This window comes from Niveispirillum fermenti (assembly GCF_048066175.1).
Lineage (GTDB): Bacteria > Pseudomonadota > Alphaproteobacteria > Azospirillales > Azospirillaceae > Niveispirillum > Niveispirillum fermenti.
This window is the reverse complement of the sequence record NZ_JBLTXA010000021.1, coordinates 18,464-37,470: the sequence shown is the minus strand read 5'-3', so window position 1 is coordinate 37,470 and position 19,007 is coordinate 18,464. Positions and strand designations below refer to the sequence as shown.

19 protein-coding genes are annotated in these 19,007 nt (G+C 66.7%); 9 read left to right on the top strand and 10 right to left on the bottom strand.

Annotated features, from left to right (window positions below):
* The first annotated feature begins 98 nt into the window (after positions 1 to 98).
* Positions 99 to 2,330, top strand: a complete 2,232-nt coding sequence (locus ACM9LZ_RS17950; protein WP_416620881.1) for a TonB-dependent hemoglobin/transferrin/lactoferrin family receptor — start codon at positions 99 to 101, stop codon at positions 2,328 to 2,330.
* Positions 2,331 to 2,361: 31 nt separating this feature from the next.
* Positions 2,362 to 3,363 (top strand): DUF6607 family protein, encoded by a 1,002-nt coding sequence (locus ACM9LZ_RS17945; protein ID WP_416620880.1) that lies wholly within the window; start codon positions 2,362 to 2,364, stop codon positions 3,361 to 3,363.
* 319 nt (positions 3,364 to 3,682) lie between these two features.
* On the opposite strand, the gene hppD is transcribed toward ACM9LZ_RS17945, so the two are convergent.
* A complete protein-coding gene (hppD, locus tag ACM9LZ_RS17940; RefSeq protein WP_416620879.1) occupies positions 3,683 to 4,798 on the bottom strand; it encodes a 4-hydroxyphenylpyruvate dioxygenase in 1,116 nt (371 codons plus the stop codon).
* A 142-nt stretch (positions 4,799 to 4,940) separates the two neighbouring features.
* Between hppD and ACM9LZ_RS17935 the strand changes: the two genes are divergently transcribed.
* Together ACM9LZ_RS17935 and phhA are read left to right on the top strand one after the other, a co-directional pair.
* The gene (locus ACM9LZ_RS17935; protein WP_416620878.1) at positions 4,941 to 5,417 is read left to right on the top strand and encodes an Lrp/AsnC family transcriptional regulator; all 477 of its coding nucleotides are present in this window, start codon (positions 4,941 to 4,943) and stop codon (positions 5,415 to 5,417) included.
* Between the two features lie 146 nt (positions 5,418 to 5,563).
* Positions 5,564 to 6,466 (top strand): phenylalanine 4-monooxygenase, encoded by a 903-nt coding sequence (gene phhA, locus ACM9LZ_RS17930; RefSeq protein ID WP_416620877.1) that lies wholly within the window; start codon positions 5,564 to 5,566, stop codon positions 6,464 to 6,466.
* Between the two features lie 20 nt (positions 6,467 to 6,486).
* Here phhA and ACM9LZ_RS17925 read toward each other — a convergent pair whose 3' ends face one another.
* From ACM9LZ_RS17925 to rpmI, 7 genes are all read right to left on the bottom strand, one after another.
* Complete coding sequence (locus tag ACM9LZ_RS17925; protein WP_416620876.1) at positions 6,487 to 8,172, bottom strand: methyl-accepting chemotaxis protein; 1,686 nt, start codon at positions 8,170 to 8,172, stop codon at positions 6,487 to 6,489.
* A 502-nt stretch (positions 8,173 to 8,674) separates the two neighbouring features.
* Entirely contained in the window at positions 8,675 to 11,068 is a 2,394-nt protein-coding gene (pheT, locus tag ACM9LZ_RS17920) for a phenylalanine--tRNA ligase subunit beta (RefSeq protein WP_416620875.1), read from the bottom strand.
* Positions 11,069 to 11,099: 31 nt separating this feature from the next.
* Positions 11,100 to 12,176: a phenylalanine--tRNA ligase subunit alpha gene (pheS, locus tag ACM9LZ_RS17915; RefSeq protein ID WP_416620874.1), complete on the bottom strand. Its 1,077-nt coding sequence runs from the start codon at positions 12,174 to 12,176 to the stop codon at positions 11,100 to 11,102.
* Between the two features lie 16 nt (positions 12,177 to 12,192).
* On the bottom strand, positions 12,193 to 12,645 hold the full coding sequence (locus ACM9LZ_RS17910; RefSeq protein WP_416620873.1) for a type II toxin-antitoxin system VapC family toxin: 453 nt from the start codon (positions 12,643 to 12,645) through the stop codon (positions 12,193 to 12,195).
* Entirely contained in the window at positions 12,642 to 12,887 is a 246-nt protein-coding gene (locus tag ACM9LZ_RS17905; RefSeq protein ID WP_416620872.1) for a FitA-like ribbon-helix-helix domain-containing protein, read from the bottom strand. The genes ACM9LZ_RS17910 and ACM9LZ_RS17905 overlap by 4 nt, the downstream gene beginning before the upstream one ends.
* A gap of 130 nt (positions 12,888 to 13,017) precedes the next feature.
* A complete protein-coding gene (gene rplT, locus ACM9LZ_RS17900) occupies positions 13,018 to 13,380 on the bottom strand; it encodes a 50S ribosomal protein L20 (protein ID WP_416620871.1) in 363 nt (120 codons plus the stop codon).
* Between the two features lie 12 nt (positions 13,381 to 13,392).
* Positions 13,393 to 13,593, bottom strand: a complete 201-nt coding sequence (gene rpmI / locus ACM9LZ_RS17895) for a 50S ribosomal protein L35 (RefSeq protein WP_416620870.1) — start codon at positions 13,591 to 13,593, stop codon at positions 13,393 to 13,395.
* 166 nt (positions 13,594 to 13,759) lie between these two features.
* On the opposite strand from rpmI, the gene ACM9LZ_RS17890 reads away from it, so the two are divergent.
* Positions 13,760 to 14,209, top strand: coding sequence for a DUF488 domain-containing protein (locus ACM9LZ_RS17890; protein ID WP_416620869.1), 450 nt, complete (start codon positions 13,760 to 13,762; stop codon positions 14,207 to 14,209).
* Positions 14,210 to 14,254: 45 nt separating this feature from the next.
* Here ACM9LZ_RS17890 and ACM9LZ_RS17885 read toward each other — a convergent pair whose 3' ends face one another.
* On the bottom strand, positions 14,255 to 14,761 hold the full coding sequence (locus ACM9LZ_RS17885) for an HPP family protein (protein WP_416620868.1): 507 nt from the start codon (positions 14,759 to 14,761) through the stop codon (positions 14,255 to 14,257).
* A 169-nt stretch (positions 14,762 to 14,930) separates the two neighbouring features.
* Here ACM9LZ_RS17885 and ACM9LZ_RS17880 point away from each other — a divergent pair, with 169 nt between their 5' ends.
* The 4 genes from ACM9LZ_RS17880 to ACM9LZ_RS17865 all read left to right on the top strand — a co-directional run bounded on the left by ACM9LZ_RS17880 (position 14,931) and on the right by ACM9LZ_RS17865 (position 18,267).
* A complete protein-coding gene (locus tag ACM9LZ_RS17880) occupies positions 14,931 to 16,094 on the top strand; it encodes an MFS transporter (RefSeq protein ID WP_416620867.1) in 1,164 nt (387 codons plus the stop codon).
* 183 nt (positions 16,095 to 16,277) lie between these two features.
* The gene (locus ACM9LZ_RS17875; protein WP_416620866.1) at positions 16,278 to 17,432 is read left to right on the top strand and encodes a DUF2157 domain-containing protein; all 1,155 of its coding nucleotides are present in this window, start codon (positions 16,278 to 16,280) and stop codon (positions 17,430 to 17,432) included.
* Positions 17,432 to 17,917, top strand: a complete 486-nt coding sequence (locus ACM9LZ_RS17870) for a hypothetical protein (RefSeq protein WP_416620865.1) — start codon at positions 17,432 to 17,434, stop codon at positions 17,915 to 17,917. Before ACM9LZ_RS17875 ends, ACM9LZ_RS17870 begins: the two co-directional genes overlap by 1 nt.
* A gap of 32 nt (positions 17,918 to 17,949) precedes the next feature.
* Complete coding sequence (locus ACM9LZ_RS17865) at positions 17,950 to 18,267, top strand: putative quinol monooxygenase (RefSeq protein ID WP_416620864.1); 318 nt, start codon at positions 17,950 to 17,952, stop codon at positions 18,265 to 18,267.
* On the opposite strand, the gene ACM9LZ_RS17860 is transcribed toward ACM9LZ_RS17865, so the two are convergent.
* Positions 18,227 to 19,000, bottom strand: a complete 774-nt coding sequence (locus ACM9LZ_RS17860) for an RluA family pseudouridine synthase (RefSeq protein ID WP_416620863.1) — start codon at positions 18,998 to 19,000, stop codon at positions 18,227 to 18,229. The genes ACM9LZ_RS17865 and ACM9LZ_RS17860 overlap by 41 nt on opposite strands.
* Between the last annotated feature and the right edge of the window lie 7 nt (positions 19,001 to 19,007).

Sequence of the window (19,007 nt, the reverse complement as noted above, 5' to 3'; positions counted from 1 at the left end):
AAGGAATTAAGGCGTCCTGCCCATGAATGTATCCATCACCCATTTTTGCGATTGATTCTCATTTCCATATTCATTATGCAATTAAGAACTGTTCGCAAATGAGCGCGGAGTGGGAAGTGAAGCGGTTGACGATGACGGCGCTGCCCGTGGTGATGGCGGCCATGACGATGCCGGCCTGGGGCCAGGCGACGGAAGTGGCGATGGCGGGCGCCGATATGCAGGTCAGTGAGATCACGGTGATCGCCACCCGCACGCCCAAGGAAACGGTGGACGCTCCGGCCACGGTCAGCGTCATCGGCGAGGAGAAGGTGAAGGACCGGCTGGTCACCGACATCAAGGACCTGGTCCGCTACGAACCCGGCGTGTCCGTGCGTTCCTCCCCCGCCCGGTTCACGGCGGCCGGTGCCAGCACGGGCCGCGACGGCAACAGCGGCTTCAACATCCGCGGCCTGGAAGGCAACCGCGTGCTGATCCAGACAGACGGCATCCGCGCACCCGACGCCTTCGCTTTCGGCGGCCAGTCGGTGGGGCGCGGCGACTATGTTGATCTGGATCTGCTGAAGTCGGTGGAAATCCTGCGTGGCCCCGCCTCTGCGCTTTACGGATCGGACGGGCTGGCCGGTGCCGTCAGCTTCGTCACCAAGGACCCGGAAGATCTGATCCGGGACGGCAAGGCCTATGGCGGCGAGGTGAAGGTCGGCTACAGCGATGCGGACCGGAGCTGGGGCAAGGGCTTTGTCCTGGCGGGCCGGGCCGGCCAATGGTCGGCGATGCTGGCCTATAACCGCCGCGACGGCAAGGAGACGGAGAACCAGGGCACGATCCGCACGGGCGACAGCACCCGCACGGCGGCCAATCCGCAGGATATCGGCGACAATTCGGCGCTGGCCAAGCTGGTCTGGCGGCCCAATGCCGACCATGTGCTGCGCCTGACCTATGAATTGTTCGACCATGACATGACGGCCGACGTGCTGACGGCCGTGGCGCCCGTGCCGACGGCATCGACAAGCACCCTGTCATTGCAGGCCCATGACACGGCCCGGCGCGACCGGGTCAGCCTGGACCATCGCTATGACCCGGCCGATGGCGGCTTCATCGACAGCCTGCACTGGACGCTTTACCGCCAGGACAGCGAGACGCGCCAATATTCGGCCGAAGACCGCTACACGGCGGCCGACCGGCTGCGCATCAACACTTTCGACAACAAGGTCACGGGCATCAATGCCGATGCCACGACGCGCTTCACAGGCGGCGGCATCAGCCACCTTCTGGTCTATGGCGGCGATTATTCGCTGACCCGGCAGGTGGGAACGCGCGACGGCACCATCCCGCCGGCCGGCGAGACCTATCCCACGCGCGCCTTCCCGACCACCGACCATGTCCTGGCCGGTCTGTTCATCCAGGATGAGATCAGCCTCCTGAACGGCTCCCTGTCACTGTATCCGGCCCTGCGCTACGATTATTACAAGATCGACCCCAAGAATGATCCGCTGTTCATCGGCACCCCGACGGGGCAGAGCGACGACCATTTCTCCCCGAAATTCGCCGCCCTCTACTGGCTTTCCGACGGGGCCGGGCTGTTCGCCAATTATGCGGAAGGCTTCAAGGCCCCCGCGCCCAGCCAGGTGAATAACGGTTTCAGCAATCCCATCCAGAACTATCGCTCCATCTCCAATCCCGACCTGAAGCCGGAAAGCAGCCGGACGGTGGAACTGGGCGTGCGCCTGCGGGGCGGCGGCTGGCAGGCTTCCGTCACGGGCTTCAAGGGCTGGTACGATGATTTCATCGAACAGATCTTCGTGTCCGGGAACTTCACGGCCGCCAACCCCGCCACCTATCAGTATGTCAACCTCAGCAAGGTCACGATCCGCGGGGTCGAGGGCAAGGCGACGGTGGAACTGGGGGAGGGTTTCGGCCTGCTGGCCGCCGCCTCCTATGCCAAGGGCGACCAGACATCGGGCGGGGTGAAGGCGCCGCTGGACAGTATCGACCCCGTGAAGGTCACGATGGGCGTAAGCTGGGAGGAGCCGGAGGAAGGCCGCTTCGGCGGCGAAATCTCGGCCGTCTATTCGGCATCCAAATCGGCGGGGCGCATCGCGGCGGCCTGCACCCCCTCCTGCTTCACGCCCGGCGATTTCATCGTGCTGGATGCCACGGCCCGCTGGCGCATCGGCGAGGCGGCGACCCTGCGGGCCGGCATCTTCAACATCACGGACCGCAAATACTGGTGGTGGAGCGATGTGCGCGGCCTGTCCTCCACCTCCGCCGTGCGCGACAGCTATACCCAGCCTGGCCGCAACGCCAGCGTCTCGCTGACCATCAAGATCTGACCGACCGGCCGAGCGATAAGGACGACCCCCGATGAAGACCCGTTTCAAATATGGATTGGCGGCTTTGGTGCTGCTGGCGGCGGCACCGGCCTTCGGCCAGACGGCCGTGGATTGCGGCAAGGCGGACTGCACCGCCTTCAACGCCGACCGTGCCGCCATTCTGGGCATGGCCGGCACCTACCGCGTGAAGTTCGACTTCCGCGAGACCGTGGCCTTCGTGCCCGATTACGAGCCGATCGAGCCCAAGCGCAGCGGCGGGTTCGAGGCCGTGCGTGTCATCGAGGATACCGGCCGCGTCATCCGCCTGCAGCACCTGCTGGTCGTGAAGGACGAGGAGGACAAGCCCTTCATCATCAAGCATTGGCGCCAGGACTGGACCTATGAGCCGGAAACGGTGCTGACCTATGAAGGGCCGGACCAGTGGAAGCTGACGCCAGTGCCCGCGGCCGACCGTGCCGACGCCTGGGCGCAGACTGTCTGGCAGACCGACGACAGCCCGCGCTATGGCGGTGTCGGCCAATGGAAGCACGACCGGGGGGAGCATCGCTGGATCAGCGGGGAGACGGCCCGGCCGCTGGCCCGCCGCGATGCGATCCGCAAGCCGATCTATGACCGCTATGTCGGCACCAACCGCCATGCCCTGACCCATGCCGGCTGGGTGCATGAGCAGGATAATGCCAAGGTCGGGACGCGCGGCGGCACGCTGGCGACCATCGTGCATGAGGTCGTGCTGAACAGCTATGTCCCGTCCACGGATTTCGATTTCGGGGCGGCCGACGATTATATGCGGAAGACGGCCGGCTTCTGGGCCGCCGTGCGCCGGCAATGGGACGACGTGGCTCTGCGCGATGGCGGCATCCATCTGATGCAGGAGGCGGAAAACGGCTCCAGCACGGGCAAGCAGCTTATGGAACTGGCCGACAGGCTGGCCAAGGAGGAGGTGACGCTGGGCGACGCCGTGTCCCGGGCCCGCTTCCTGATCGACGGTTCCACGAAACCGGCCGCCGCCACGGCCGGCGCGTCGCGGGGGTGACGCGCACCCGGCGGGGATGCCGACAAAGCGGGCCGGCATCCCCGCCGGGCAGATTTCCGAACAGGGCGGATGGTGAAATTCAGGCGCCATCCCGCCCTTCGGGGCCGGTTCCCATTGGGGCCGGCCCCCCAGGACCGGCCGCCGCCACGGCCGGCGCGTCGCGGGGGTGACGCGCAAGCGGCAGGGGGATGCCGACAAAGCGGGCCGGCATCCCCCTGCCGCCAGAACAGGGAAAAGGCCTTTCCGGTTGCCCGGAAAGGCCTTTCCTCATGCATGCCGCTTTTTCATGCATGCCGGTGTGGCACGGTGCGGCGGCCGGTCAGTCGGCCGCCAGCACGCCGCGTTCCACCTGGTCACGCTCGATGCTTTCGAACAGGGCGCGGAAATTGCCCTCGCCGAAGCCTTCATCCCCCTTGCGCTGGATGATCTCGAAGAAGATCGGTCCGATGACGGTGGAGGTGAAAATCTGCAAAAGCAGGCCGCCGCCCGGCGCCCCGTCCAGCAGGATGCCGCGCCGGCGCAGTTCCTCGGTCGGCTGGCCATGGCCGGGCAGCCTTTCCTCCAGCATGTCGTAATAGGTGCCCGGCGGCGGGGTCATGAAGACCACGCCGTTTTCCTTCAGCGCGTCGAAGGTCTTGATGATGTCGTTGGTGGAAAGGGCGATATGCTGGATGCCCTCGCCCTTGTATTCGCGCAGATATTCCTCGATCTGGTCGACCCGGCCCTCGGCGCCGGCGCTCTCGTTGATCGGGATGCGGATCCTGCCGCACGGCGCGGTCAGCGCCCGGCTTTTCAGGCCGGTCAGCTTGCCTTCGATGTCGAAATAGCGGATCTGCCGGAAATTGAACAGCTTGGCATAGAAATCATACCAATTGTCCATCCGGCCGCGGAAGACATTGTGCGTCAGGTGGTCCACCTCCACCAGGCCGCAGCCGGCCGGGTTCTGGTCCACCCCGTCCACGGGCACGAAATCGATGTCGTAGATGGAGGCCGGCGACTTGTACCGGTCCACCAGATAGATCAGGCTGCCGCCGATCCCCTCGATGGCGGGGATGTTCAATTCCATCGGGCCGACCGTGCCCTTGACATCCGTGGCCCCCAGTTCCAGGGCGCGCCGGTGTGCGGCGGCGGCATCCTTCACGCGGAAGGCCATGGCACAGGCACTGGGCCCGTGATCGCGGGCGAACTGCCGGGCCAGGCTGTCGGGCTCGCCATTGACGATGAAGTTGATATTGCCCTGGCGGTAGAGGCTGACATTCTTTGACCGGTGCCGGGCCACCTTCGTGAAGCCCAGGATCGTGAACAGCGCGTCGAGCTGTCCGACATCGGGGGCGGTATATTCGACGAATTCGAAACCGTCGGTCCCCATGGGGTTGTCCCACAGGTCGCCCACCAACTGCCCGTTTTCCACGCGCGCCGCGCCGCCGTCCGCCATCGTCAACTCCATCATTCATCGGATTGGTTGGGGAATGGTTCGATGATAGGGCCGAAGGGCGGGGCATGTCCTTGCGAACTGTCGCCGGAATCTGGCAGTGTCTGGTGAGAAATTGCGCGATATTTTGAATAAGGGGCAGATAATGAGTGCTAGCGGTTTGGATGCAGCAGATATCCGCATACTTGCTGCGTTGCAGCGCAACGGCCGGCTATCCAATGTCGACCTTGCCGACCAGGTGGGCCTGTCGCCCAGCCCCTGCCTGCGCCGGGTGCGCGACCTGGAGGAAAAGGGCTTCATCCAGGGCTATACGGCCATCCTGGACCGGCGCCGGCTGGGTATGGGGGTCGTCGCCTTCGTGGAGGTCAAGATCGACCAGAACGCGGAAGGCGATGTGGATTTCCGGCGGGGCATCCTGTTGCTGCCGGAGGTCGTGTCCTGCTTCGTCATGACCGGCGCCATGGATTACCTGCTGCAGGTGGTGGTGGAGGATCTGGACAGCTTCGCCGATCTGTCCATGCGCAAGCTTCTGTCCATCAAGGGCGTGAAGGAGGTGCGATCCAGCTTCGTGCTGGATGTGGTCAAACATTCCACCAACCTTCCATTGCCCAAACCGACATGATCGGGGCATGATATGCCCTAATTTGCCGAAACGGCAGTTTGAATATTGCGGGAGTCCCTTTCCGGTTTTTAACTGCGCAAGGAAATGCCCCCGGTTCGGCGCTATCATCCCTTCCAGGAAATCCGGCTTGCGGGAAGGGGAACGGCATGTGCGACCAGAACCGGGATGTGGCCATCCTTGTCACCGGTGGTGATGGCCAGGGTGCGGCACTACGCGGCGATTATGCCCGTTCCGGGGCCGGCTTCATGGTCGATCAGGGGTGGGACGGGTACAAGGCGGCCGATCACGCCCTGTGGCGCGCGCTTTACGACCGCCAGTCGGCGCTGATGGCGCGCTATGCCGCGCCGGCATTCATCGACGGGCTGAAACGGCTGGACGCACGCGACGGCATCCCCGATTTCCGCCGCACCAGCGAGGTGCTGCACCGGGCCATGGGCTGGACGCTGGTGGCGGTGCCCGGCCTGATCCCGGAGAAGGATTTCTTCGACCATCTGGCGGCACGGCGCTTTCCCGTCACCAACTGGCTGCGCCGGCCGGAGGAGATGGATTATCTGGTGGAACCGGATGTGTTCCATGATTTCTTCGGTCATGTGCCGCTGCTGACCCACCGTGTCTTTGCCGACTATCTGGCCGCCTATGGCGCCAAGGGGGCGCAGGCCATCGCCCTGGGCGGGCAGGAGGCGTTGGCGCGGCTTTACTGGTACATGGTGGAATTCGGGCTGATCGCCACGCCGGACGGCCTGCGGGCCTATGGTGCCGGCATGCTGTCGTCGCGCGGGGAAACGCGCTTCTGTCTCGACAGTCCCGAACCCCATCGCATTGGCTTTGACCTGGAACGGGTGATGCGCACCCGGTACCGCATCGATGATTACCAGCGGACCTATTTCGTCCTGGACAGCTATGACCAGCTTTTCCAGGCGACCGGGGCGGATTTCGCCCCGGTCTATGCCCGCCTGAAGGGCCTGCCCGATATCGCTCCGACCACGCTGCTGCCGACCGACCGCGTCTTCACCCGCGGCCGGCAGGTGGGCTGCCCCCGCGCCGCGTGACCAGGCCGGGGCGATCCGGATCAGCCGGCCCGGACCTTGGCCACAAACTGGGCGACCTGACGGTTCAGCGCCTGGCTCTCCCCGACCAGATCATTGGCCGCGCTCAACACGTCGCCCGCCATGCTGCCCGTTTCCGCGGCCGCGCGTGTCACCTCGCCGATGGTGGCGCTGACATTCTGCGTGCCCGTGGCGGCCTGGGCCACGGAACTGGCGATTTCCCGCGTGGCTGCCCCCTGTTCCTCCACCGCCGTGGCGATGGTGGCGACGATGCCGCTGATCCGGCCGATGGTGCCCCCCACGCCGCGGATGGCATCGGCGGCGTTGCCTGCGGCCGACTGCATGGCGGCGATCTGGTTGCCGATCTCGTCCGTGGCGCGGGCCGTCTGGGTGGCAAGCTGCTTCACCTCGCTGGCGACGACGGCGAAGCCCTTGCCCGCATCACCGGCGCGTGCCGCCTCGATCGTGGCATTCAGCGCCAGCAGGTTGGTCTGGCTGGCGATGTCACCGATCAGGCGCACGATTTCCCCGATCCGCTGGGCGGCATCGACCAGCCCCGCCACGGTGCTGTTCGACCGGTCCGCCTCGGCCACGGCATCGCGCGCGATGCCGGCGCTTTCACTGACGCGGCGGGAAATCTCGTTGATGGAAGCGGTCAGTTGCTCTGCCGCCGCCGCGACGGTGTTCACATTCTCCGCCGCCTGCTCGGCTGCGGTGGCCACGGCCTCGGACTGGCGGTTCGTCTCGTCGGCGACGCTGTTCAGCCCCTGGGCCGTGCCGCGCATGCGGTTGGCGGCCCCGCCCACGGCGCTGACCACGGCGTTCATGCCGCTTTCGAAATCGTCGGCCAGACGGACCAGTGCCTCGCGCTTCTCCATTTCGACCCGTTCCTCCATCGCGTCCTGCTCCTGGCGCATGCGTTCGGCGTCGCGCATGCCCTGCTGGAACACGGCCAGGGCGCGGGCCGTGGCCCCGATCTCGTCGCGCCGGTCGCCCCCGCGGACGGCGACGGACAGGTCGCCATCGGCCAGCCGGGTCATGGTCGCCACGATGCGCCGCAGGGGCAGGGAGATGCCGGCCATGCCCATGGCGATGCCAAGGCCCAGCACGACCGCCGTCCCCGTCAGGCCGACGATCAGCGTGACGGCCAGCGCCTGGTCGTACCGGTCCTGTGCGGCCTCCTTCCCGGCATTCATGGCGGTCTGCACGTCGGTGGTCGTGACCTCCAGCCGGTCCAGCACGTCGGTCAGCTTGATGTCGAACCGGTCGACCAGGACGGAGGCCGCCTGCTCGCCCTTGCCGTCCATGGCCAGGCGCCGGGCCTGTTCCACGATCTCCAGCATGCGGTGGCTGTCCTCGCGCACCTGGTCGATATCGGCCTTGCGCTCCGGCAGCAGCCGTTCGACCTGGGCCAGGAAGTCCAGCAACTGGTCGCGCTTCAGCGCCACCTCGTCTTCCATGCTTTCCAGGATGAAGCTGTCGGTCTCCGCCACCATCGTGTAGCCCAGCCGGCCCAGATCGGTCGCTGCCTCCCGCGCCATCAGGATGGCCTTGCTGCGTTCCGACCGGTCCAGCATGGCGCGGTAATCACCGCCCACCACTTCCATCTGCGACAGGGCGTAAAGCGAAGTGCCGATGGTCAGGCCGCCCATGAGCAGCAAGGGCAGGATCAGCTTCCACACGATGGGAAGATTCTTCAAAGCGCGCATATGCCCTCCCAAGCATTTCAATGGCCCCGTCGTTATCTTGCGGGGCCTTGGCTTTTCGTCAGGATGCAAGGATGCTATCAGTAAACTGACGGCTTTCCTAATCTGGAAGACGAAGGATTCTTACGTTTCTCAGGGGATGTGACAGAGATGTTTCGCTTTTTGTTGGTGCTGATTTTAGGTATGTCGAGAAAATGAAATTTATTGATTGGGTATAATTTGAAAATTACGATCATAATATCTAGTGATATTGATGCTTATCTAAGTCAATATTGCTCTTCGGGTAAGAAATTTTTCGACCTCCCTTAATGAAAGAAGGAGGATTTGATACGTTTTGTCGCAGGTGAACTGACCTTACGTAATCGTCAAGTAAGTGTGACGACTGCGGAAACCGGGGGTTTTAACCTGCAATTCGCGCATGGATGGATTGAAAATAAAAGGGGCGCCGCCATTGGCGACGCCCCGTTCGACCCGGTCGGATGATGCCCCCGCCAGGGGCCGCGGCTCAACTGCGCAGGGATGCGCCCGTGGCCTTGGCCACAGCGGCCACGACCTTGGCGGCGACGGCGTCGATTTCCGTGTCCGTCAGGGTCTTGCCGGTGGGTTGCAGGGTGACCGACAGGGCAACGGACTTGAAGCCCGGTTCCACGCCCTTGCCCTCATACACATCGAACAGGCTGACATCGCTGATCAGGGTCTTGTCCGCACCCCTGGCGGCCTTCACCAGCTTGTCGCTGTCGGTCGTGCTGGCCACCAGGAAGGCGAAGTCGCGGTCCACGGGCTGGAATGCCGACAGGACCAGCAGCGGCTTGGCCGTGCCGCCCTTCTTCTTGGGCGCGGGGATGGCGTCCAGGAAAAGTTCGAAGGCCACCACGGGGCCGGCAACATCCAGTACGGCCAGCAGGGCCGGATGCACCTCGCCGAAACGGCCCAGGATGGTGGGACCCAGGCGCAGCACGCCCGACCGGCCCGGATGGTACCAGCCCGGCGCATCGCGCGTGACCTGCAGGTTGGCCGTCGGTGCCCCGGCGGCTTCCAGGATGGCCATCGCGTCCCCTTTGGCATCGAAGGCATCGACGGGGCGCTCGCCCTTCGCCCAGTTGCGGGGCACCGCCGCACCGGCCCGCACGCCGGCCACCATCAGGTCCTGGCCCTTTTCCGATCCATCGCGGAAGGCGGGGCCGACCTCGAACAGGCCGACATCCTTGAATCCCTTGGCGGCATTGCGGCCGGCCGCGGGGATCAGGGTGCCCAGCAGCGACGGGCGCATGACGGCCAGATCGGCGCTTATCGGGTTCAACAGGCGCAATTCGTCCTTGTCGCCATCGAACAGGGCCGCGACCTTGGGATCGACGAAGGACCAGGTCACCGATTCGAGCAGGCCGCGCTCCGCCGCTGCACGGCGGGCGTTGAAGCGGCGGCGCTGGTCGGCGGTCAGGGCCGGGACGGGCGTGCCCACCGCACGCGGCAGCGGCGTGGCCGGAATCTTGTCGAAACCGGTGACGCGCAGCACCTCTTCCACCAGATCGGCCTCACCCTCCACGTCGCGGCGCCAGGACGGGACGTCTGCCGCCAGCACGCCGTCGTCGCGGCGGGCGACGGTAAAGCCCAGGGCGGTCAGGATACGGACCTGTTCATCGACCGCGACATCGACACCGCCCAGGGCGGCCACGCGGGCCGGTCGCAGGGTCAGCGTGCGTTGCCATGCGGGTTCGGCGCCGGTCAGGCTGACGGCACCGGCGGAACCGCCGCACAGGTCCAGGATCAGGGCCGTGGCCAGTTCGACCTTTTCCACGATGTTGGCGGGATCGACCCCACGCTCGAACCGGTAGCGGGCATCGCTGTCCAGTTGCAGGGCGCGGCCCGCCTCGGCGATGCGCACCGGCTCGAACGTGGCGACCTCCAGCACGACATCGGTCGTGTCGGCGGTGACGCCCGTCGTCTCCCCACCCATGACGCCGGCCATGGAGATCATGTGCGCATCGTCATAGATGCCGATCAGGCCGGCGGGCGGGGCATATTCCTTGCCGTTCAGGGCCAGCAGCGTGTCGCCCTCTGCCGTGGGGCGCAGGGTGATGCCGCCGGTCAGCCGGCCCGCGTCGAACACATGCAGCGGGCGGCACAGGTCCAGACTGAAATAGTTGGTGATGTCAACCAGGGCGCTGATCGGGCGCAGGCCCACGGCCAGCAGCCGGTCGGCCAGCCATTTCGGGCTGGGGCCGTTCTTCACGCCCCGGATCAGGCGGAAGGCGATCTGCGGGCAGCCGGGATGATCCAGCGTCACCTTCAGCGGATTGTCGAAGGCGGGGGCCACGGGCGTGGCGGCCAGCGGCTTCAGCGTGCCAAGGCCGGCGGCCGCCAGATCACGGGCCACGCCGCGCACGCCGGCGCAATCCACGCGGTCGGGCGTCAGCGCGATTTCGATCACCGGGTCGGACAGACCGCGCCAGTCGGCGAAGGAGCCGCCGACCGGGGCATCCTCCGGCAGCTCGATGATGCCGTTATGTTCGTCCGACAGCAGCAATTCGCGCTCCGAACACATCATGCCCCGGCTTTCCACACCCCGGATGGTGCCGATGGACAGGGTGTCGCCTGACACGGGGATGACGGTGCCGGGCGATGCGAAAACCACCTTGATGCCGGCCCGCGCATTGGGCGCGCCGCAGACCACCTGCACCGGGTCCCCCGCGCCGGTATCGACCATGCACAGGCGCAGCTTGTCGGCGTTCGGGTGCTTTTCGGCCGACACGACATGGGCGATGCGGAAGGCGGCCAGGGCGGCGCCGCGATCCTCGACCCCCTCCACCTCCAGCCCCAGGGCTGTCAGCGCGTCGGTGATCTGGTCCAGCGTGGCATCGGTGTCGAGATGCGTCTTCAGCCAGGAAAGGGTGAACTTCATTTGAACGTCCTTGGTATCCGGTCGTGGCTGATCAGCGGGAAAGGCCCTGGGCCAGGTTCGGCTGGTCCAGCGGCACGAAGCCGTAATGGCGCAGCCAGCGCAGGTCGGCATCGAAGAAGGAGCGCAGGTCGGGGATGCCGTATTTCAGCATCGCCACGCGCTCGATCCCCATGCCGAAGGCGAAGCCCTGGTACTTGCTGCTGTCGATGCCGCAATTCTCCAGCACCTTGGGGTGGACCATGCCCGAGCCCATGATCTCCAGCCAGTCGCCATGATTGCCCAGCTTCAACTCGCCCCCCTTGCGCGAACAGCCGATATCCACCTCGGCCGACGGCTCGGTGAAGGGGAAGAAGCTGGGGCGGAAGCGGATGGGCAGGTCATCGATCTGGAAGAAGGCGCGGCAGAATTCCAGGATGCAGCCCTTCAGATGGCCCATATGGATATCCTCGCCGATCACCAGGCCTTCGATCTGGTGGAAGACGGGCGTGTGCGTCTGGTCATAGTCGGAACGATAGGTGCGGCCGGGCGCGATGATGCGGATCGGCGGCTTCTCCTTCAGCATGGTGCGGATCTGCACCGGGCTGGTATGGGTGCGCAGCACGCGCGCCGCCCCTTCCGCCGACGGCGGCAGGTAGAAGGTGTCGTGCATCTGGCGCGCCGGATGCTCCGGCGGGATGTTCAGCGCCGTGAAATTGTTGAAGTCCGTCTCGATATCCGGACCTTCCGCGACCGTGAAGCCCATGGCGGCGAAGATGGCGACCATCTCGTCAACCGTCTGGCTGATCGGGTGGATGCGGCCCTGGGTCTCGGGTCGGACGGGCAGCGTGACATCGATGCGCTCGGCGGCCAGCCGCCTTTCCAGTTCGATGCCCTTCAGTTCCGCCCGGCGGCCTTCGATCGCGGCCTCCACGGCGGTCTTCACCGCGTTCAGGGCGGCACCACGGGCCTTGCGCTCGTCCGGCGTCAGGGACCGCATGTCGCCCATCAGCGCCGTGATGGAGCCCTTCTTGCCCAGGACGGCGACCCGCACCTCTTCCAGGGCGGCGCTGTCGGTGGCAGAGGCGATGGTGGCCAGCGTTTCGGCCTTGAGCGTATCGAGCGTGTCCATGATGGTCCTGGTTGGATCAGGCAGGGGAGGGGGCGGAAGCGCCCGGTTGGAATTCGGTGAGTGACGTGACGAGGCTGGCCCAGGGCGGGCGGGGAGTGATCTGCCTGACCTTTTCTGAGAGCCGCCGATCCGCGGTGATCAACGGTGCCGAAAGTTCCTGTGCCAGGGCGACATAGAACATGTCGTAAGCGGGATGCCCCGCCGTCCGGGCCAGCCATGCCGCATCCGTCAGAAGTACCTTCGACGGTGTGATGGACACTCTCAATTGGCCAATGACATCAAGTGCTTGAGCGGCAATGGCGTCTGTCAGTTCCTCACGGGCCAGCTTCTTCCACAGGATGTTGGCCACCTCGGCATACAAGAGATCGGGTGCATGAAGTTCTGCACGCAGCAAGGGTTCGGCCAGATGAGAATCCGGCTCCGCAATGGCCAGTTTGATGGCAACGGAAGCGTCCAGCTCGTATTTCATCGATGCTCGCCATCGCGGTCTTCCCGAAGCAGCACTTCCGAGGGGGTGCGGCACATGCCATGCGTGGCGGCACGCAGAGAGGCGAGACGGGCGATCAAATCTGGTGACTGGCCACCGCTGCCGACCTGTGCCGCAAGCACGGCAGCCGCCTCTTCCTCAATGGTGCGACCGGAACGCATTGCGCGGTCGCGCAGGCCCTGCAGCAGGCTGTCGTCAAGATTGCGGATGGTGAGCGAACCCATGGCGTCCTCCGGTCCCGGTGCGGTCCCGATGATAGCACAGATGGCAGACGCACAAGCAAAAGGGGGAGCGGGCCCGCCGGGCCTGCTCCCCCTTTCAACTTGCAACCGTTCTGAAATCCGTTACCGGAAATCAGGCGGCCTTGAGAGCAGCCTGGGCCTGATCGCACAGGCTCTTAAAGCTCTCCGGCTCGCGGGCGGCCAGATCGGACAGGACCTTGCGGTCCAGCTCGATGCCGGCGCGCTTCAGGCCGTGGATCAGGGTGCTGTACTTCAGCCCGTGCAGGCGCGCACCGGCGTTGATACGCTGAATCCACAGACCGCGGAAATCGCGCTTCTTGTTGCGACGGTCGCGATAGGCGTAACGAAGCGCCTTCTCGACCTTCTCGATCGCAACGCGATAGCACGTGGAACCGCGGCCGCGATAGCCCTTGGCCAGCTTCAGGATCTTCTTGTGACGGGCGTGGGTGGTGACGCCCCGCTTAACGCGTGCCATTGGTCAGCCTCCTCACTTAACCCGCAGGAAGTTTTCGGCGATCTTCTCGCCATCCGCCTTGAACATGACGAAGGTGCCGCGCGCGTTGCGCTTCATCTTGTTCGGACGCTTGCTCATGCCGTGGCGCTTGCCGGCGGCCTGGGCCTTGACCTTGCCCGACGCGGTAAACTTGAACCGCTTCTTCGAGCCGGAGTGGTTTTTCAACTTGGGCATTTTCGGTCCTTCTAACATATGAACGGCGGGCATGCCCCGGGCATCTCGCCCGGCCTCGCCGTTCGATAGAGCGGGTGTGTATAGTGGACCGGCCCCGGAATGACAAGGCTGAACAAGGGCGCCAGGCACGCAACGCCGGCATGGCCGCCCGGCAGGAGACCAGGACATGACATTGTTCACCATCGGGTACGAGGGTGCATCGCAGGGCGCGGTCATCGCGGCGCTGAAGGCGGCCGGGGTCCGGCTTCTGCTGGACGTGCGCGAACTGCCATCCTCCCGTCGGGCCGGCTTTTCCAAGTCCCCCTTGCGTGCCGGGCTGGAGGCGGAGGGGATCGGCTATCTGCACCTGAAGAAGCTGGGCACGCCGAAGGAGGGGCGGATCGCCAACCGGGCCGGGCGGATGGCGGCATTCTGGTCGATTGTGGAGGACGGGCTGGCCCGCGGAGAGGCGCAGTATGAACTGGCGCTGGCCGGCAGTCTGGCCCTGGAACAGCCGGCCTGCCTGCTGTGCTTCGAGGCGGATCACACCCATTGTCACCGGCTGGCCGTGGCCGACCGGCTGGTGGCCGCCCACGGGCTGGATGTCGTCCACCTGCGGCCCGACCCCGGATTCTGATCCCGCCGCCGCCTTTTCCACTGCGCCGGCGCCGGTTGGCGGGGCCTACTGTGCCGGCGCCGGCCGGCGGGGATAATCCAGGCGCGGCGGCAGCCGGTGATGCAGCATGGCGTACAGCGTCATGGCCAGCGACCCGGCCATGGCGATGGCCAGCAGTTCCAGTGCCGGCATGGCCGATCCCGCCACCACGACGGGCATGGCACCGGCCGGCGGATGCGTCAGGCGCAGCAGCGACATGGCGGTGATGGACAGGCCCACCGCCAGCCCCACGGCCCACCAGTCCGCAGGCAGCAGCAGATGCAGCGCCAGCGTCACCAGCCCGGCCAGCAGATAGCCGCCCACCACATTGACGGGCTGGGCCAGGGGGCTGGTGCCCTGCGCGAACAGCAGGACGGCGCTGGCCCCGAACGGCGCCAGCAGCAGGGGCAGATGCGTGACCCCCGCCAGCCAGCCGGCCGCCGCGATGGCCAGGGCAGCACCCAGGCCGGCCTTCAGATGGGCGGCCAGGCGGGGGTGGGGCTGTTCGTGACGGGTCAGCAGATGGCGGGGCATGGGGAATCCTGTGCGTTGGATGCCGGTTTTTCTTGCCGCTGGCTGCGCATTTTGCAATCAGCCTCTGCGATGGTGCCCGGTTGACGCCGATGCATGGCTTGCGACAAATTTCCATCGATTTCGGAATACATGCATAGTCGGATTTGTTTGGGCCGGTGCAGGAGTGGTGATGATGATGCGGGTAGTGATCTGCGGCCTTCTGGTGATGGGCACGTTGCTGGGCATGGCCGGCATCGACCTGATCCTGCCGGCCGTGCCCGCCATCGCCCAATGGCCGGGTGCCGGCCCGGCCCCGGCCCAGCTTGTCATCGCCGCCTATATCGGCGGGACGGTGCTGGGCCTGCCGCTGTTTGCCATGCTCAGCCAGCGCTTCGACCGGCGCTGGCTGCTGGTGCTGTCGCTGGCGGGCACCGCATTGCTGTCGGCGGCGGCGACCTGGCGGCAGGACATATGGATGCTGGTGGCCATCCGCTTTGTCCAGGGGGTGGTGGCATCGGCCCCGGCCGTCTTCGCCCCCGGCATCATCCGCCGCCTGTTCGACGAGATCGGGGCCATGCGGGCGCTGGCGGCGCTGGGCAGTATCGAGGCCATCGTGCCGGGTGCCGCCCCCATCGCCGGTGCTGCCCTGCTGGTCTGGGGCGGATGGCAGGCGCCGTTCCTGGTGACGGCCGTGCTGGCCGTCTTCGTGCTGGCCTGCCTGCTGGCCGGTTTCCGCGTGCTGCCGGCCGGCGGTGCGGAGGCCCGGCCGGATGGCAGCTACCGGCGCCTGCTGACCGATCCCGTGTTCCTGCGCTATGCCCTGTCGCAATCCTGCGTGCTGGGCGGGTTGCTGATCTTCGTGTTCGGCGCCCCCCTCACCATCACGGCCACCATGGGTGGGGAGATGCGGGACTTCATCATCATGCAGGCCATTGGCGTCACCCTGTTCGCCGTCACCGCCAATCTGGCGGGCGGGCTGGCGCGCCGCTGGGGGATCGAACGGATGATCAGCATCGGCACGGCGCTGGCGCTGTTCTCGTCGCTGTTGCTGCTGGGCGCGGCGTTGGCCGGCCTGGCGGAAGTCTGGATGCTGCCCCTGCTGATCGCGCCCCTGAATATCGGCCTGGGCCTGCGTGGCCCGCCGGGCTTCCTGCGCGCCATCATGGCCGGGCGCGGCGATGATGACCGGGCCTCGGCGCTGGTCATCCTGTTCATCACGGGCATGGCGTCGGGCGGCACGGCGCTGCTGGCGCCTTTCATCATGATGGGCCTGCCCGTTCTGGCTGCTGCCGTGTTGTTGATGCAGGTGCTTGGAATGGTCTGCCTGCTGACACTGCCGCGGCTGAAGGCGTGAGGCTTGTGCCTGCCGTGGCTTTGGCCCACGCTGGCGGGCGAGAGCAATGTTTCCGGTCAGCGGAAATACGCTGGAAAGCGCCGGCGCCGCATCCGCGGCGTGGGTTTCACGCGGCACGGGTCGCGCGGCGGCAGACCGCACGGGCTGCGCGGCGGCAGACCGAAGGATCGGAGTGGCGGGCGCATGGCCTGGAGCATGGGATTGGCGGGACGGTTGGCGGACTGGCGGCAGGCGGGCCTGATCGATGCCGATCAGGCCGGGCGCATTGCCGCGTTTGAAGCCGCCCGCGGCCGGCCGCGTCTGGCCATGGCCCTGGGTGTGCTGGGCGCCTTCACGGTGGCGGTCGGCATCATCGCCATCGTCGCGGCCAATTGGGATGCCATCCCTATCGTCCCGCGCCTGGCCGTCCATGTCCTGGCCAACCTGGCCCTGGGGCTGGTGGTCTGGTCCTGGGCGGGGCGGGGCGGGTCCGACATGCGGGTCGAAGGCGGGGTGCTGGTCCTGTCCCTGTCCACCCTGGCGCTGATCGCCCATGTCGGGCAGAGCTTCCAGTTGCAGGGCAGTGCCGCCGGCCTGATGGGCGGCTGGCTGCTGCTGGCCACGCCCTTCACCTTCCTTTGCGCCCGCGACGGCTTGAACCGCTGGGTCTGGGCGGCCGGGCTGTTCACGTGGATGGGGCTGCTGCTGGGCGACCATTGGCGCTGGCTGCACGAACATCGCCTGTCGGCCACGGCCGTCATGCTGTTCCTGGCACTGGTCTATGCGGCGCGGGCGGCTGCCCCCCCGCTGCCGCCCGTCTGGGCCCGCCATCTGGGCCTTGTGGCGGCCGGCAGTGTCGTGGCCTGCCTGACGGTGCTGCTGCTGATCCTGCGCCCGCTGTTCGACGGCACGCCCGACGGGGCCACCATGACCGATGCCGCCATCGGCGGCGGCGTCGGGCTGCTGGCCCTGGGCGTGGCGCATCTGCTGGTGCCGGCCGACCGGCGCGGCGCGCGGGCCGGTTTCGGCCTGATGCTGGCCTTGTCGCCGCCGCTGGCCGTGCTGCCCTTTCTGCTCGACGGCACCTGGGCCGCCATCGTCACCGGTGTGCTGTTCTGCCTCTACTGGATCATTCTGGCGCGCCTGGCCCTGCTGGCGGAAAGGACGGGCTGGTTCCGCCTGGCCGTGGCGCTGATCGCCATCCGTGTCTTCGTCGCCTATCTGGATGCCACGGGCGGCCTGCTGGCCACCGGCTTCGGGCTGGTGCTGGCGGGCCTGCTGCTGCTGGGGCTGGCGCTGGCCGCCCGGCGCGTCATGGAATGGGGCACGGCCCGCCGGTCCGCGAAGGAGGGGATGTGATGAAGGCGTCCTGGCTGCGTGCCGTCCTGCTGCTGGTCCCCACGCTGGTTCTGGCCGGCTGGGCCCTGTCCATTCCCGTGTTGCGGGCCGGCGATCCCGTCATGCGCATCCGCCTGCTGGGCTATGATCCGCGCGATTTGCTGCGGGGCCATTACCTGTTGGCCCGGCTGGATATTGACGGGCTGGTGCCCGGCCGGCACGGGCCGGCGGATTGCGTCTGTGTGACCGCCCGCCCGGCCGATCCCGGCCGTCCGGGTTTCACGCCCCTGCCATCCTGCCGGCCGGCGGACCTGGCCGCCTGCCCCACGCCGCTGGCCGATCCGGGGCGTGAATTGCGGCTGTACCAGCCACAGGCCCGCGCCCTGCGGCTGGAACAGTTGCTGCGTGATGATGGGGTCGCGGTGGATATCGGTGTGCGGTTCGATGGCCGCGGCGGCATCGCGCTGGAGGATATCCGGGTCGATGGCCGGCCTGTGACGGATTGAAGACAGTATAAAATCACAAGGGGAACAGTGACATGGCGCGACAGGGCAAGTTGATCCGGGTGGAGGTGGCCCCCACCCATCTGGCGGATTTCCTGCGGCATTTCGGTGACAACATGCGCCACAGCCGGCAGGAACCGGGCTGCGTGCAGTTCCACGCGGCCCGCAGCCCGACGGAGGAGAAGCCCGGCGGCCCCGCCATCTTCCATGTGTGGGAGGAATTTGCAGACGAAGCGGCGGTGCAGGCCCATCATGACAGCCCGCATTTTCAGCGCTGGAGCCGGTGGCGCGCCGATCAGGGCGACGCCGTGGTCAGGGTCGGTCTGGCGACGGTGCCGCTGGATCCGGGTTGAGGGCGACCGCATCCTCCCCCGCCCAGCCGCAGGCCGTCAGGGCGGCGCGCATGTGCGGTGGCACGGGGGCCGTCACCGTCACGGGCGGCTTGGTCGCCTGGATGGGCAGGGTGACGGCGCGGGAATGCAGGTGCAACGCATCCCCGGCCCGGCCCGCCGCCCCGGCCGGCAGATAGATCGGGTCGCCCAGCAGCGGATGCCCCAGATGCTGCATATGCACGCGGATCTGATGCGTCCGGCCCGTCTTGGGGTTCAGCTCCATGAAGGCGACGGGGCCGATGCCGGGCAGTTCCCCCCGGCCACGCACGCGCCACAGCGTGACGGAAGGCTGGCCGTTCTCCTTGTCCACCACCATGCGCCAGCCCCGCCGGGCATCGCTGATCTTGGTCAGCCCGGCATCGACCTTGCCCGTATTGTCGGCCGGATGGCCCAGCACGATGGCCCAATAGGTCTTGGCCACCCGCCCTTCCTGGAACAGGATGCCCAGCCGGCGCAACGCCTTGGGATGCCGGCCCAGGATCAGGCAGCCCGACGTGTCGCGGTCCAGGCGATGGGCCAGCGACGGTGGCCTGGGAAAGCCGAAGCGCAGCGCATCGAAATGCCGTTCCAGATTGTCCCCGCGGCCCCGGCCCGTGTCGGGCCCCGCATGCACGGCGATGCCGGCAGGCTTGTCCAGCACCAGCATCAGCCCGTCACGGTAAAGGATGCGGGACAGGAGATCGTCGGGGGTCATCTTGGGC